Here is a 15804-nt window from a genome sequence, read left to right as displayed (position 1 = left end):
ATAGCAGTAAATGATAAATAAGTCAATGAATTGCAAGCTGCAGGAAGGCGCTCTACAGGTTCTGTTCCAAATGTCATATGGCGGAACATGTTTATATGAAATTGTGGAGCTTGCCCGCTCCCGGCGCGTAGGTTTGAGGCCCTCGTTGAAAGCATGGCCGCACGCATGAGTGGGGTCTTGCCTGAACCGCGGCAGTCGCCTCAAACGCGTCCGTTCACGTCCCAGCGCGCTATACTGCCGTACCTCAATCACGGAACGATCTGACGCGTGCCCAACCTCATTTTTCCCACTCTGAGCCTTTCCGCTGCCGTCACCTGGGGCGCCGGCGATTTCAGTGGTGGCATGGCCACCAAAACCGCCAACGCCTTTCACGTCGTGGTCGTCGCGCATGCCACCGGACTGGCGTTCATGGTCTCTCTGGCCCTGCTGTCGGGCGAACCGGTTCCCGGTTGGAGCGCGCTGCTCTGGGGAGCGGTCGCAGGTCTCGTCGGCGGCATCGGGCTGGCGGCGTTCTATCAATCGCTGGCGGTCGGCACCATGGGTCTCAATGCGCCGCTTTCGGCAGTGATCACCGCGCTCGTACCGCTGCTGTTCAGCTTCCGTACCGAAGGCCGGCCGCATGCCATCCAGATCGCCGGCATCGCGCTCGCCATGGTCAGCATCTGGCTGATCGCCACGCCCCATGGCATGTCCACGCAATCGAAAGGCCTGCCTCTGGCCGTGCTCGCCGGAGTTGGGTTCGGCGGCTTTCTTCTGTGCATGAAACTGGCCGGATCACGCTCCATCTTCTGGCCGCTGGTTTCGGCCCGCACGGCGTCATGTCTGCTCATGCTGGGAATCGTCCTGTTGGCCGGCCGCTCATGGAAGGCAGGGCGGGGCGCGCTGGGTTGGATGTTGCTGGCTGGAATTCTGGATTCCGGCGCCAATGCACTGTACGTCGCCGCCGCGCAACGGGGCCGCCTCGATGTGGCCGCCGTGCTGTCCTCTCTCTATCCGGCCAGTACGGTCGTGCTCGCGCGCATGGTGCTGAAGGAGCGTCTTTCGCGGCTGCAAATCGTTGGCCTGATGGCAGCGCTGGTCGCCGTGGTTCTGATTGCCGGCAAGTGAGAGCATATATAATTGGGCCACTTGCCGTGTTCCCCAGCATGCGTTTCCGCCAGTTCACGCTGATCTCTTGTCTGTGCTGTTTTGCCGCAACCGCCGCCTGGGCGGGCGCGGAGGCGAAGCCCAATGTCCTGATCGTTACCATTGATACCCTGCGCGCCGACCATGTCGGATGCTACGGCTATCAGCAGGTGCGGACGCCGAACATTGACAGCCTCGCCAGCGATGGCGTGCTCTTCCGCCAGGCCTACACCCCGGTTCCGATCACGCTTCCGTCGCACACCGTGATTTTCACCGGCACCTACCCGATGCTGAGCGGCATGCACGACTTCAGCGGCAACCGCCTGGGCGCGGAGCAGCCGACGCTCGCCTCCATCCTGCACCAGAATGGATACTCCACCGGCGCGGTGATTGCCTCCGCCGTGCTCGATTCGCGCTTCGGGCTGAATCGCGGCTTCGATTTTTACTACGATCATTTCGACTTCAATCGCCTGCTCGAAACCAATCTCGACAGCATGGAGCGTCCGGCAGACCAGGTGGTCGACGAAGCGTTGCGCTGGCTCGTGCAGAATTACCAGAAGCGTTTTCTGCTCTGGGTTCACCTCTACGATCCCCATCATCCTTACCATCCGCCTGCGCCCTACAGCGAGACCTACAAGGCGCATCCTTACGACGGTGAGATCGCCTTTGCCGACGCGCAACTGGGACGCATTCTCGCGTTTCTCAAAAGCAAGGCCGTGTACGGGCGCACCTTGATCGTACTGCTGGGCGATCACGGCGAAGGCCTGGGTGAACACGGCGAGAAGACTCACGGCTTCTTCATCTACAACTCCACCCTGCACGTGCCGCTCATCTTCAAGCTGCCCGCCGGGCGCGCTCATCGCCAGGTGACGCAAGCGGTAAGCCGGAATTGCGGCTGGGACGCAATCGCCGCAATCCAGCTTGCCGGACACAATCGGCTCGGGCGCTTGTTTTTTCGACTTCGACGGCGAGGGGCGTCCTGATCTACTGCTCGCCGACGGTGGTGGGCAGGGCGGGCTGACGCTGTACCGCAATCTCGGTAACGGCCGTTTCTCCGACGTCACGCAGCAAGCGGGGTTCGATCCCGCGTTTCACGCGCTCAGTTGTGCTGCCGGTGATTACGACAACGATGGCTTCCCGGACCTCGCCATCTCAGGTGAGGTGGCGGATGGTCGCGTCCTCGTGTACCACAACGAGCGCAATGGCACTTTCAAGGACGTTACCGGCGAACTGCACATCACCGCCTCCGGCCGGGTCGCCAGCTTGATGTGGGTGGACTATGACCATGATGGCGACCTCGATCTATACGTTACCGGCAGTCTCTACGTCTCGGGCCGCACCGCTAGCATGCTGTGGCGTAACAACGGCAATGGCACATTCACCGATGTCACCGCAGAAATCGGTTTAGGTGGTGGCGGCTTCGCCGCCGTAGCCACCGATTACAACGACGATCGCGCAATCGATTTGCTCGTCACCGGTTCACCGACTCGCATTTTCAATAATCCACGTGAAGGCAGGTGGTCCGGGTCTGAGCCCTGGGCAGCTCCCATGCCTGCGACCAAAGGTGTCGCTGTACTCGATTACAACAAAGATGGATGGATGGACCTGGCCTTCACGCACAGCGCCGCGCCCGGGTTGAGCCTCTGGCGGAACGTGGATGGCAAGCGCTTTGAGCCGGTGTCGCTGGCCGATTTGCGCTGGGTCCGTGCCTGGGGCGTCGCCGCCTTCGATTACGACAACGACGGCTGGATGGACCTGGTCGCGGTCGGAGAAACCGCGCCGGGTCGCGCCGAAATCCGATTGCTGCGCAACACCGGCGCCGCGTTCGTGGACGTCACCGCGCAAGTCGGGCTCGACAAGATTCTGCTCACCAATCCCCGCGCGCTCGCCATCGCCGATTACGACGGCGACGGCGATGACGACATCCTGATCACGCAAGCAGGTGGCCCGCCGGTGCTATTGCGCAATGACGGCGGCAATAAGAATTCCTCGGTACGCGTCTCCCTCCAGGGATTGAACGACAACAAGAGCGCGATTGGGTGCGCGTGGTCGAGGATATGGGCTTCCCGGCGGGCCTGGCGCGCACCACCATTGCCGACCTCACCGGCAGATTGCCGCCGGGCACGCGGCGCATCCGCATCGCGACCAATCTCCAGATTTACTGGGACCAGGTTCTGGTGGACCGGACTGCGCCCGGAATTCGCGTGCACACAACCGACGTGCCGCTGCTGGAGTTCAACACGCGGTTTTATTCCGGCGAGGCGGAGTCGGAATACCGCTTCCGCTACACGACCGCGCCGCACGATCCGCTGAACCCCCGCCGCTAGTGCGGCACGCCGATTTTCTCGCCGCGCTTCAACACGCGATCGAAGAATTCTGCGGTCGCCGCGTAGGCGCGCACCCAGCTCCGCCACAGCAGGAAATCGTGGATCTCGTCGGGGAAGACGATCGTTTCGAACGGAGTCTTCTGCGCGCGCAGGCGCTGCACCAGGTCCACGGTCTGGTTGAAGGGAACGTTGCGATCGTCGTCGCCCTGGATCAGCAGCACCGGCGAGCGCCACTGCGCAATCGTCGAGATCGGCGACGACTCCAACGCCAGCTTCTTCGCCTCCGCCAAGTCGGGCGCATCTTCGCCCAGCGTGGGGTGCCAGTGCCGCGCCTCCGAAAACCAGTCGTGTACTCCGTGCATGTCCACACCGGCGGCGAACAGGTCGGAGTTCCGCGCCAGCCCCATCGCCGTCAAATATCCGCCATAGGAGCCGCCCCAAAGGCCGATCTTGTTCACGTCCACGTACGGCAGCGATCGCAGATACTGCGCCCCGGCGACCACGTCCTTGTACTCGGTTCCGCCGCGCCAGCCCGTTTTCGGCGCCATACGGAACGCGCGCCCATACATGATCCCGGTGCGGTAGTTCACAGACAACACCACGTAGCCCAGCGACGCCAGGTACTGATTCTCGGCGTACGCATTGTGGTAGTAGTACATGTAGTGGAAGCCGAGCATCATCTGGCGCATCGAGCCGCCGTGGGTGAAGATGAGCGCCGGACCGGGAGCCGTCCTTCCCGGCGGGACAAACAGTTGGCCGTGAATTTCCAGTCCGTCGTCTGATTTGAAGATCACTTGCTTCGGCGTGACCAGTTCTGCGCTGGGAAAATCGGCGGGCAGCGCTTGTTTGGCGATCATCTGCCTGCCCTGTGGCGTAAGCAAGTACGGCATTGCCGGCGAGGTTGCAGTCGAGCCCAGGCAGAGCACGAACTTGCCGCCGCTGGTTTCCACTGGGGCCCATTCGATGGTCTCGCCGCGCGAAAGCGCTTGCGGCGTGCCGCCCTCCACCGGCACGCGCCACACGTGACGCCGGTCAATGTCTCCCTGGTTCGAGGTGTAGATCACCGACTTTTTGTCCGTGCTGAGGGCCACATCCTCGAATTCAAACTGCCCCGGCGTGAGCAGCGTTTCCTTGCCACCGCCGTCGGAAACGGAATACAGGTGGGCCCAGCCGTCCTGCTCGCTGGCGAACACCACGCGGTTGCCGGCGGCGAAGATGAACGCCTGCTCGGCTACCAGTTCGGGGAAGGATCCAGCGGCATCATTCGTGCTATGCCAAACTTCGCGAGCATCCAGCGTCGCGGCATCGGCGACCCAGATGGCCCACGGCACAGGACGCACGGGGATGATCGGCAGGCCGCGTTCGGCGCCGTGCAGGCGAACAAACGCGATCCGGGTTCCGTCGGGCGACCAGCGCGGCATGATGTCCCGATCGGCCGAGGCCGCCACGTAGCGCAGTGTGTCGCCGCCAAATTCATACACCGCAATGAAGCTGTGATCGCCGCGGTTGCTGGTGAACGCGATGCGCTTGCCGTCGGGCGACCAGCGCGGGCTGCTGTTCTCGCCGCGCACGTAGGTAAGCTGCTTTGCCTTCTCCGCTCCCGAGACCGGCGCGAACCACAACTGCCCTTTAGCGCCGGACCACACCGCCCGTTCGCCGTCCGGGGAAATCTGCGCGTCTTCGCAGTCTTCCTCGTTGCACTCCATCGTGCCCAGCAGGCGCGGTTCGCCTTTGTCGGCATCCACCGCCCACACTTCCTGGTGGGGCTGCTGGACATTGCTGGTCGGGTCGGCGACTTCACCCTTCTTGTTGGTCTCGCTGCCGCGCACGTAAACCACGGTGCGGCCATCCGGCGTCAATCGCACGCTCGACAACGCCATGCCATCGTCCGCCGAATAATGCGTCATCTGGCGTGCAGCGAAATTGGGCGCTTCCGCCACCCAGATGTTGCGCACCCCCTTCTCGTCGAATACCCAAGCCACGCGGGGACTGCGTTCGGCGGCGGTCAAGTTGCTGGGGAACGGGGAACCCATCACCTGTTCGAGCGTGAAGCGCGCGTGCAGCGCCGGGGTGAGCAGCAGTGAAGCAGAGAGGACGGCGGTCGCGAAAGCACGGTGGCGATATCGCGGTGAAGTTGTCATAAGCAGTGGAGACTACGCCAGCGCCTTGAGCGGGGGCAACCTGCTGCGCGGAAAATTCAGGTGCGGACTTGCCACACCGTGTCCAGCACCGTGCCGTCCACCCACTTCACCACCGCGACGGGCTTCTCGGTCAGGCGCGGCTTCTGCGGTTTGCCGCCGCAGATCTTCTCAATCTCGCGCTGCATTTCCTGGATTGGACGAATGGGAAGGGAGGAGCCTTTCATCGCATCCAGCAGGTCTTTGCGCCGCGGGTTGATTGCGATCCCGCGCTCGGTGACGACAACATCGATCAGCTCGCCCGGCCCGGTGAGCGTTGTCACCTGGTCCACAATCACCGGAATGCGATCGCGGAACGAGGGCACTGCCAGGATGGTGCACCCCGCGAACAGGCAGTTCTGCCAGCCGCCGATGCCGTGCAGCAGGCGGCCGTCGGAGTGGGTCACCACGTTGGCGTTGAAGTTCACGTCCACCTCGGTCGCGCCCAGCACCACCACGTCCACCAGGGAATTGAAAAATCCCTTGCCGTGGTAGTTGTACGAGGTGAACGGCGAGGTGGGCACATGCCGCGGATCGCTGGCGATGGAGCGCACCGCGTCCAGGTCGAAGGTCTGCCCGTCTAGGATGTAATCGGTAAGCCCTTCCTTGAGCAGTTCGACCAGGTAGCGGGTGGAGCCGCCGCGCACGAACCGCGCCCGCACGCCGCTCTGCTTCATGTACCGCCGCAGATAATCCGCGAACGCCAGCGCGATGCCGCCCGCTCCTGCCTGGAACGAGAAGCCCGGGCGCATGATGCCCGCGTCGCGCACGAACTGCGCCACGTACTGCGCGATCAGCAGCCGGTCGGGCGAGCGCGTAATCTGCGTTGTGCCCGACACGATCTTCGCCGGGTCGCCGATCGAATCCACCGGCACCACGCAATCCACGTTGTTGCCCTGGATCTGCCACGGCACGCAGGGGAACTCGACCAGGTTATCGGTGACCACGATCACACGGTCGGCGTACATCGAATCCGCCAGCGCGAACCCCAGCGACCCGCAGGCGGACGGCCCGTGCGATCCGTTGGCGTTGCCGAACGCGTCGGCGGTGGGCGCGGCAATCACCGCGATATCAATGTGCACCTCGCCGTCCTGGATCGCCTGCCAGCGCCCGCCGTGCGAGCGCAGCACGCCCATGCCGCGCATCCGCCCCTGCGTGCAGTAGTCGCCCAGCGGCCCGTTCATCGAGCCCTCGATGTGATGCACGTTGCCGGCTTCCATCAGCTCGATGACCGGCGCGTGCGCGGGAAATGACGCGCTCGGAAACCACATCAGCTCGCGCCTGCCCATCTTCGCCGCCGTCTGCAGCGCCCACAGCGCAACCTGGTCACCGTCGCGCAGGTGATGGTGCGTCGAGATGGTCATCCCGTCGCTCAGCCCGCATTGGCGCAACGCGGTTTCGAGATCCGCGACGCGCTTGTCGCCGTTCCTCGGGTAATCGGCGGCAGTGCGGATCGGCTGCGCGGCCTTGCGTCCCTGCGGATGATCGTTGTTGACGCCCGCGTACGGCCGCTGCGGCGCGCCATTCACGTTCGTCGGCACCACACGTCCGGCGGCGTTGGTGACCAGTTCAATCGAACTCGCGGTGGTGCTCATCCCTCTCCGCCCTCCGATGCCGCTTGCGGCGCCGCCGCGCGCACCGCCGCCGCAGCGCGCATCTCCTGCGTGACCACCCCCATGCGCTCGGCCCTCTGTACCAGTTTGAGCGCGCGCTGCACCACGGGAGCGTCGATCATCTTCGACCCCAAACTCACCACGCCGAGCCCGCGCGCCTGTGCGTCTTCATACGCCGTCACGATGCGCAGCGCCCGCTCGATTTCCTGCGGCGTCGGCGCGAACGCTTCGTGAATCACCGCGACCTGCAGCGGATGCACGCACCCCATGCCCTCAAACCCGAGCGCGCGTGCGTTGCGGGCCCAGGTTGCCAGTCCTTCCAGGTCGCCAACATCGCCGTACACCGAATCGTTCGCCTGCAAACCGGCGGCCCGCGCGGCATTCACCAGGCGCGTGCGCGCGTACAGCGACTCCGCCCCCAACGCCGTCTTCGCCACGCCCAGGTCGGCAGTGTAATCCTCCAGCCCGATGGTCAGCGCCACATTGCGCGGCGATGCAGTTGCGATCGCCCACGCATTCTCAATTCCCAGCGCGGTCTCCAGGATCGGCAGCAGCCAGATGTCGCGATGTACGCCGCAGCGCGACTGCACGCGCGCAATCCTCTGTTCGACCTCCGTGACCTGCGCGGCGTGCTCGGCTTTCGGAAGCAGGATGAGGTCGGGCGATTCCGGCACCACCTCGTCCAAATCCGCCAGCCCGAGCGGGAGCTGGTTGATGCGCACCATGCGCTCGCACGCGCCGAAATCCACCGCGCGCAGCGCATTGCGCACCAGCACGCGCGCCGCATCTTTTTCATGGGCGTGGACCGCATCTTCCAAATCGAGAATGATCGTGTCGGGCGCATGCAGCGCGGCGTTGATGAAATACTTCGGCTCGCTGCCCGGCAGATACAGCCTCGACCGGCGCAGGCGATCGCGCGCCGACGGCGCCGGCAGCGTGACTGGTTCGGGCAGTGACCGCCGCCCCTCGCCCAAACCGGCCCGCCGCACCGCAGCCTCGATGCGCGCCGCGATCACGAAGGGCAGCGCGCCCTGGTCTTCAATCAGCAGCCGCGCGTGCTCAACTCCGAGATCGCCTAGCACCTGCCGCGCCTGCGTCAAAATCGAATCGCCGTAGTACGCCGCGACCTTTGATTGCAACTCGATATCAATGCCGCCGGCGGAGCGAGGCACGAACACGACTCGGCAATCCGAGCGCACGTCCGGACCGCTCCTGCCCGCCTCGAATGCCGTCGTGTTCACATTCGCTGTTGTAGCCATAAGCTAATCCGCCGCAGTTCCAACCTTCGCTGACTTCAGCTTCTTCAAAATTGCATCCGTCATCTGCGGCGTTGTTGCCGCGCCCTGCGCAATGGACTTTGCGCCCCCGGGTATGCGCATCATGTCATAAGTGCGGACTTTTCCCTCACTCACGACGGCAGCAATCGCGCCTCGCACGCGCTCCGCCTTGTCGTGCTCCCCGACATGGTCCAGCATCATCGCCGCCGAGAGAATCATCGCAATCGGGTTGACGATCGGCGGATTCAGCTCGGCATACTTCGGCGCCGATCCGTGCGTCGGCTCGAAAACCGCGACCTCGTCGCCGATGTTTCCGCTCGCCGCAAAGCCGAGCCCGCCTACGAGTCCGGCAAACGCGTCGGAAATCACGTCGCCGAACAGGTTCGACGCGACGATCACGCCGTAGTCTTCCGGGTTCTTGGTCAGCCACATCGTCTGCGCGTCAATGTTAGTGGACCACAGCGGAATGCCGGCATAATCCTTCGCCACCTGCTTTGCCGCCTCTTCCATCATGCCGCTGGTTTCGCGCAGCACGTTGGGCTTCTCGCAGATGGTCACGTTCTTGTAGCCGTATTTCCTGGCGTGCTCAAACGCCGCGCGGCAAATGCCCTCCGCCCCGCGCCGCGTGATGATTCGCACCGAGATCGCCAGGTCCTCGCCCTTCGTCCCCGCGAACGGCTTGAACTTCGGGTGCGACTCCAGCGCCTGCCGCACCAGCGCCGGCGGGTTGGTCCACTCGACGCCGCAGTACAGCCCCTCGGTGTTCTGGCGGAACACGACCACGTTGACCCGCGGCTCTTCAAATCCGCCGGCGACTTTCTTGCGAACGAAATTCAGAGGATTGCCGGGAAACCCGATGCACGGTCGCACGCAGATATCGAGGTTGAACCGCTGCCGCATGGTCACGATCGGCGAATAATACGTGTAGCCCTTGCCTTTCAGCGCGGGCGAAAGCTCGGCGTCCGCTTCCTTCTTCGGCTTCGACGTGATCGCGCCGAACAACCCGAGCTTATGTTTTTCCAGCAGTGCGATGGTGCGGTCGGGCAGGGCATTGCCTTGTGTCTTCCAGAACTCCCAGCCGATGTCGCCGTGCACGTAGGTCGCGTCGAAGCCGACCGCATCGAGCACGCGAATCGCCTCAGGCAAAACCTGGTTCCCGATCCCATCGCCGGGCATGGATACGACCGTGTATTTCGCCATGGATCACCTAAAAGAATTGCCGATTGTCGATTGATGATTGTCGATTGCAAACCCGCGAGCGCTGGAAATCGACAATCGACAATCGACAATCGGAAATGATTTTGTCGTCACGCTAAGCCCAGGCGTTTCGCCACTAGATTCTCCACCCCGCCCGCGACAACCAGCGATTGTGGCACGCTGCCCAGCGGCGGGAAATGGAACTGGTCACCCCGCCATGTGACCGCCCCGATGGTGAAGTCCACTTCGATCTCGTCGCCCGGAATGATCGTCTTCTCGCCGGCCGCGATCTGCGCCGCAAAATCCGCCTTCAGCCGCTTCACCAGTTCCGGAATTTCGATGCACAGGAACCCGTTGTTGAACGCATTGCGCAGGTACGTCTGCGAAAACGACGCGGCGATCACCAGCGGAAATCCTTTCGCCTTCAGCGAGGTTGCTGCCTGCTCGCGGCTGGATCCGGTGCCGAAGTTCGCGCCGCCGACCACCACGTCACCAGCGCGCGTGATCTGCGGAAACTGCGGATCGTAATTGGAGAACACCACCTCGGCCATCATCTCGGGCGTCACATCGTCGCGATAGGTGTAGCTGCCGGGATAAATCGCGTCGGTGTTCAGATTGCCCTTGGGCACCAGCACCAGCCGCCCGCGAACGCGCTCGGGAAATCCGGGAACAATCTCCACGGTTTCGCTTGCCTGTTCCGTTTTGCGCCCAGCTTGCAGATTCTTGTATCTCGCCAGCATGCCGCCTTGCTTCTTGCGGTCTTCATGCTCATTCAGCGGCCGTTTCAGCGCCTCCGGCCCGCAGATGTAGCCTGCGACCGCACTCGCCGCTACTACCGCCGGTGACGCGAGATAGCACTGCGCGTCGCGCGATCCCATGCGTCCCTTGAAATTGCGATTGGTGGCCGAGATGCCGACTTCGCCCGGCTCCAGCAATCCCACGCCCAGCCCGATGCACGGCCCGCATCCGGCCGGCAACGTCTGCGCGCCGGATTCCACCAGTGTCCGCCAGATACCGCGCCGCTCCGCCTCTTCCTTCACCAGCTTGCTGGCCGCTCCCAGGTAGAACTTCACCGACGGCGCTACCTTCTTGCCCAGCAGCACCAGCGCCGCTTCTTCCAGGTCCTCGACGCGCGAGTTCACGCACGAGAGCAGGTACGCCTTCTGGATCGCGACTTTCTTCTTTTCGAGCTCCGCCAGCGAGGTCATCTCCTGCACTGTATCGGGTCCCGATACATGCGCCGTCAGGTGCGAGAGGTCGAGCGTGATGCGCGCGGCATAGTCGGCATCCGCATCTGGTTTTGTGGCACACGCGCCCTCGCGTGTGCATTCTTCCGCCCACCGCCGCAAATCTTCTTCCGTGTAACGCTCTGGCTCGCCTCTTCTGATCCGTTCTTCTCTGCGTTCGCGCAGCCACTTGATGGTGATCTCATCCGCCGGGAACCATCCCACCAGCGCTCCCCACTCGGTCGTCATGTTGGCGATGGTCATACGCGCGTCCATCGACAGCGAAGCTACGCCTGGCCCGCTGAATTCCACCGCCGCGTTCAGCACGTGGACATTGAACGCGCCACACAGCGCGATAATCACGTCCTTGCCGGTGACGCCCTCACGCAGCGCGCCTTCCAGCACTACCTGCACGGTGCGCGGAATCTGCCACCAGAACTCGCCCGTTGCCCAGATGGCGGCCGCGTCGGTGCGCACCACCGGCGTTCCCACCGCGCCCAGCGCGCCATACATATTGGAATGCGAATCCGAGGCGACAACGAACGAGCCCGGCGTCACGTAGCCGCGCTCGCACATGATCTGGTGCCCGATACCCGTGCCCGCCGGGTAGAAATCGATCCCGTGCTCGCCGGCGAACGCCTCGATGGCGCGGTATTTCTTCTGGTTGTCCTCGTTCTGGTTCTGTATGTCGTGGTCGAGCGCGAACACCGGCTGGCGCGTGTCGTGGATTTTCCGCGCGCCGATGGATTTGAACTTCTTCATCACCGCCGAAGTGTTGTCGTGGGTCATGACGTGCTTCGGCCGGATGGAGACGAAGTCGCCCGTCCGTAGCGGCCGCTTCGGTCCCTCCGCCAGGTGCGCCTGCGCGATCTTTTCAGTGATTGTCTGGCCCATTACGTTCTTTCAACAGCTCGAATGTTAGATCGGCGTCATCCTGAGCTCGCGCCCGGTTTGCGCGAGCTCAGGATCTATGCATTCTCTATGCCGTGCTCGCCTGCTCGACCGTTCTCTTCTCCTTCGCCGTTCGCCGCGCTTTCAGCAATTTCATTAGCGCTGTGACCGACTCCAGCTTCTCTAAGTTCCACACTGCCTCGCGCACCTTCTTCTGCGCCGCGCGCGACAGTACCGGGCCGGCCAGCGCCGCGAACTTCTCTTCAATCTCCGCGTCCGACAAGGGATTCCGCGGATCGCCCTTGGGATAATCGAGCTGCCTGGTGAACTCCTGTCCCGAGGTCGTGCGGATGGTCACGATCACGCGCTGAAGCGCCGGGAAAACTTTCTCGATCTCCGGATCGCCGACCACTTCCACCTTGCGCAACTGCGCGCGGATCTGCGGGTCCATGATCTTCTCCGGCGTGAACTGCGCCGGCGTCACCTGCCGGTCCACCAGCGCGGCGGCGATCACGTAGGGCAGCGAATGATCGGCGGTTTCTTTCGTGTGCGGATCGTACTTGCTGGGATCGCTCAGGATGTCGGCGGCGCGCGCCAGCGAGCGGATGTGCACCTTCTCCACCTGCTCCGGCTTGAGATCGTGCTCGCGCACCAGGTCGAGCACCGCCGAGATCGGCGCGTGCGTCAACGCCTCGGTGGGGAAGAACTTCATCCCGCACTGCGTGATGCGCCACGATTCGCCGAGTCCATCCGTGAGCACGTTCAGCTTCCACTCCGGCCCGAAGCAATGCGTGAGCCCTTCCTTGCCGTCCACCACGTGCTCGGGCCCGGTGTAGCCCTTCTCCGCCATCAGCGCCGCCAGCACGCCTGACTGCGTTGCCATCGGGTCCACCGTGTTCTTCATCATCGTCAGCTTGCCGGCCGTGACCGCGCCCAGCGTGGCATGGCGCGAGGCCGAGATGCCGATGGCGTGCTGAATTTGCTCGGCCGAAAGATGTAGCGCGCGCCCGGCGACGATGGGCGAAACGAACGCGGTCAGCGTGGCGTGATGCCAGCCGCGCTCGCGAATGCCGGGAAACGCCGCCTCGCAGAAGCGGCACTCGAACTCGTGCCCCAGCACCAGCCCGACGATCAACTCGCGCCCGTCGCTCCCGGCGCGCTCGCAGCAAGCCAGCGCCGCGGGAAAAATGTCGGAGGGATGCGACGGGTCCTGCTTCCAGTAGATGTCGTTGTAATCCATGCAGCGAATCATCAGCGCGTTGGCCAGCGCCGCCGACACCGCGTCCACGCGCTTGCCGCTGCCGATCACCGTGCACGGCCCGCGCCCGGCGATTTCGTCCAGCACCTGCAACGCGATGATCACGTCATGCTGCCGGTATCCGCCCAGCGCGCACCCCAGCGAATCCAGGAGGAAACGCTTCGCCTGGTAGATCGCGTCAGGCGACAGGTCTTCGAATTTCAGCGAGGCCGCGAATTTTGAGATGGGTCCGGTGATCGTCATAGGCTCGTCTACGGTCGACGGTCTACGGTCGACGGCGGCAAAGGTCCAAAGTGTCGACCGTCAGCCGTCGACCGTCGACTACTTCAAATTCTTGAACGGCTCATACGCCATGAAGTCCGCGTGGTGCACGATGGTGGCTTCGGTGGAGCGTTTCACCAGGTCACCCTCGGCGGCATGGGCGGCGATGACGTGGCAGACCGCGTCGGGCACGCCGCATTCCATCGCCAGCGCCACGCCGGTGAACGGATGCCTTAGCATCTCGCCGCGCTTCGACTGGCGCGTCTTGCCGTTCACGTTTTCGTATTCGAGCAGCTTGCCGACGTCAGCCAGGATCGCGCCCGCGATCACCACGTCCATGTCGATGGCCAGCGCGCGCCCCATGTGTTCCCGCATGGCTTCCGCCGCCCGCCGCGCGATATGCACCACGCAGCGCTTGTGCTCCATGAAAGTCGCCGGGCAGTTGGGCACCAGCAGCGTGAAGGGGATGCGGCTGAGGTCGTCGGGCGCAAGCGGCGACAGCTCAAAGGCGCGCTCCCAAGTACGCGCGACCCGCTCGCGTAGGCCAACATTCTGAATCCACTCCAGCTCCGGCCAGAGCCGGCGGACGGCGTCGTGCAGCGTGCTGGCAGCCGCGTCAGGCATGGTCAGCGCCTCCAGGCCAAACCGCTAAGGATACCTTATCCACAAATGTTCTACGTGGAACATCTGTGGATCGTCGTGCGGCTTGAGGATCGCAGTCAAAAAGAAACCCGGGGCTGCGCCGCCCCGGGTTCACTTTGCTCGCGCGTCCCTGTTTTGAGCGCGTCGCGAGCGGTCCCTATCTCCGTGCCTTGCCGTTCTTGCCCGCCAGTGCCACATGCTTCCCGGCGGCCTTGGAGGTGCCGTTCGAGAACAGAATGGCGTCGGCCTGCTTCTTGTCCACGTCCATGATGTAGTCGAGGCCGCTGACGCGAGCGCCTTCGGGCGTGAGGCTGCAGATGTCGTCGCGGGTGATGTACTTCAGCGCGAACTTGCGCGCGCCGGTCATGAACTGCCGCAGACCCTGTGCCAGCCGCTGGTTGTAGGTGTAGACGCCGATGGCGCCGGTGGGCAGCTTCTTGAAGCGGTCGCCGAGGATGTGGCGCAGCTCGTGGGCGGTGACGAAGATCTCGTCCACGCCGAGGCCGAAGCGCTGGATGTAGATGGGCAGGTTCTGCGCTTCGATTGCCTTGCCGATGTTCTTGGCGACCATGGCCGCGGCCAGCGGAGCGCGGGCGTAGGCGATGAGCTTCACGAACGGAGCGCCGAGGGCGAAGCCCTTGAACATCTGATCCTCGAAGGTGAAGCCGCCGGCGAGCGCCAGGTCGGGCAGGAACATCTTCTTGCTGGCCAGCTTGCAGTAGTACTCGTAGACCAGCGAGTGCAGCTCGACGGTGGGGATGCCCCACTCATTCATCATGCGCCACGGGCTCATGCCGGTGCCGCCGCCGGCGCCGTCCACGGTGAGCAGGTCGAGCTCGCAGATGGAGGCGTACTTGACGGCGCGCGCGGTGTCCTCGGGACGATACGCGCCGGTCTTCAGCGTGATGCGCTTGGCGCCGCACTTGCGCAGCTCCTCGACGCGCTTCACGAAGCCATCTTGCGTGACCATGCCGACGCGGGAGTGGCGCTCGAATTCATGGAAGGCGCCGCGCTTGAAGGCCTCGACGACAAGAGGATCGGTGGGGTTGGGCAGCACGATGTAGCCGCGCTTTTGCAGTTCCTGCGCCTTGGCGAGGTCGCGGATCTTGACTTCGCCGCCGATGTCCTTGGCGCCCTGTCCCCACTTCAGCTCGACCGATTTGACGCCGAGATTCTTGATGGCGTATTCCTGCACGCCGAGCATGGTGTCCTCGACGTTGGCCTGGAGGATGACCTCGCCGAAGTCATCGAGCTGCCAGTCGCGGTAGGAATCCACGCGCCACTTCAGCTCGGGCGCGGAGATGACCTTGCCATTGGCAAACTGCGAGTTCATGTCCATGCCGGTGACGTTCTCGCCGATGGCCATGGGCACGCCGCTGATCGCCAGGCCGGCCGCGTATTCCGGCCAGTTGTTCTTGGCGACGTTGGTGGAACCCATGGCGGCGCCGATGAACGGGAGGCGGCACTTGATGCCGTTCTTCTTGTCGGCCCCGATGGTCTGCTCGAGGTTGACGTTGGGGAACAGCGCCTTGTTGCTGTCCGGTTCGCAGCCCCACGCGCCTGCGCAGCGCCCGAGGATGGTGAAATGCGACAGGTCGACCGGGTAATCCTTCTGCGAGGCGGTGGTGATGATCCCGAACGGCTGCGGGTAGATCATCTCCGGGCCGCGGTAGGCCGACTTGCCGATCTCGCACATCCCGATGCACCCGTCAATGCAGGTGGTGCACATTCCGCTGAGCGAGCTAACCGAGTCTGCGGTGCGGTTCTTGGTCAGCGTGGCCGCGGAAGCGTTGAGGCGTGTATAAGTCAT

General features: G+C 63.8%; 11 protein-coding genes. 3 read left to right on the top strand and 8 right to left on the bottom strand.

The features are described 5' to 3' along the window. Window positions 1–267 precede the first annotated feature (267 nt). The 3 genes from LAN70_04010 to LAN70_04000 are packed head-to-tail and all read left to right on the top strand — an operon-like array spanning window position 268 to window position 3438. Window positions 268–1107, top strand: coding sequence for a DMT family transporter (locus LAN70_04010; protein MBZ5510313.1), 840 nt, complete (start codon window positions 268–270; stop codon window positions 1105–1107). Then, window positions 1104–2108 (top strand): sulfatase, encoded by a 1005-nt coding sequence (locus LAN70_04005; GenBank protein ID MBZ5510312.1) that lies wholly within the window; start codon window positions 1104–1106, stop codon window positions 2106–2108. The genes LAN70_04010 and LAN70_04005 overlap by 4 nt, the downstream gene beginning before the upstream one ends. Further along, on the top strand, window positions 2047–3438 hold the full coding sequence (locus LAN70_04000; GenBank protein ID MBZ5510311.1) for a VCBS repeat-containing protein: 1392 nt from the start codon (window positions 2047–2049) through the stop codon (window positions 3436–3438). The genes LAN70_04005 and LAN70_04000 overlap by 62 nt, the downstream gene beginning before the upstream one ends. 10 nt (window positions 3439–3448) lie before the next feature. Here the strand turns inward: LAN70_04000 and LAN70_03995 are convergent, their stop codons facing one another. From LAN70_03995 to LAN70_03960, 8 genes are all read right to left on the bottom strand, one after another. Beyond that, window positions 3449–5593: a prolyl oligopeptidase family serine peptidase gene (locus LAN70_03995; protein ID MBZ5510310.1), complete on the bottom strand. Its 2145-nt coding sequence runs from the start codon at window positions 5591–5593 to the stop codon at window positions 3449–3451. Between the two features lie 56 nt (window positions 5594–5649). Then, window positions 5650–7224: a citrate lyase subunit alpha gene (locus LAN70_03990; GenBank protein MBZ5510309.1), complete on the bottom strand. Its 1575-nt coding sequence runs from the start codon at window positions 7222–7224 to the stop codon at window positions 5650–5652. Then, window positions 7221–8501 carry a citrate lyase ACP gene (locus LAN70_03985; GenBank protein MBZ5510308.1) on the bottom strand — a complete coding sequence of 427 codons (1281 nt, stop codon included), beginning with the start codon at window positions 8499–8501 and terminating at the stop codon, window positions 7221–7223. The genes LAN70_03990 and LAN70_03985 overlap by 4 nt, the downstream gene beginning before the upstream one ends. A 3-nt stretch (window positions 8502–8504) precedes the next feature. Continuing rightward, window positions 8505–9719, bottom strand: a complete 1215-nt coding sequence (locus LAN70_03980) for an isocitrate/isopropylmalate dehydrogenase family protein (protein ID MBZ5510307.1) — start codon at window positions 9717–9719, stop codon at window positions 8505–8507. 107 nt (window positions 9720–9826) lie between these two features. Then, window positions 9827–11836: a homoaconitase gene (lysF, locus tag LAN70_03975; protein ID MBZ5510306.1), complete on the bottom strand. Its 2010-nt coding sequence runs from the start codon at window positions 11834–11836 to the stop codon at window positions 9827–9829. Between the two features lie 85 nt (window positions 11837–11921). Beyond that, the gene (locus LAN70_03970) at window positions 11922–13334 is read right to left on the bottom strand and encodes an MmgE/PrpD family protein (protein ID MBZ5510305.1); all 1413 of its coding nucleotides are present in this window, start codon (window positions 13332–13334) and stop codon (window positions 11922–11924) included. A gap of 78 nt (window positions 13335–13412) precedes the next feature. Further along, window positions 13413–13976: an HD domain-containing protein gene (locus LAN70_03965; protein MBZ5510304.1), complete on the bottom strand. Its 564-nt coding sequence runs from the start codon at window positions 13974–13976 to the stop codon at window positions 13413–13415. 175 nt (window positions 13977–14151) lie between these two features. Next, on the bottom strand, window positions 14152–15804 hold the full coding sequence (locus tag LAN70_03960) for an FMN-binding glutamate synthase family protein (GenBank protein ID MBZ5510303.1): 1653 nt from the start codon (window positions 15802–15804) through the stop codon (window positions 14152–14154).

This window comes from Terriglobia bacterium (assembly GCA_020072845.1).
GTDB lineage: Bacteria > Acidobacteriota > Terriglobia > Terriglobales > Acidobacteriaceae > JAIQGF01.
This window is presented reverse-complemented; position numbering and strand designations above follow the sequence as displayed.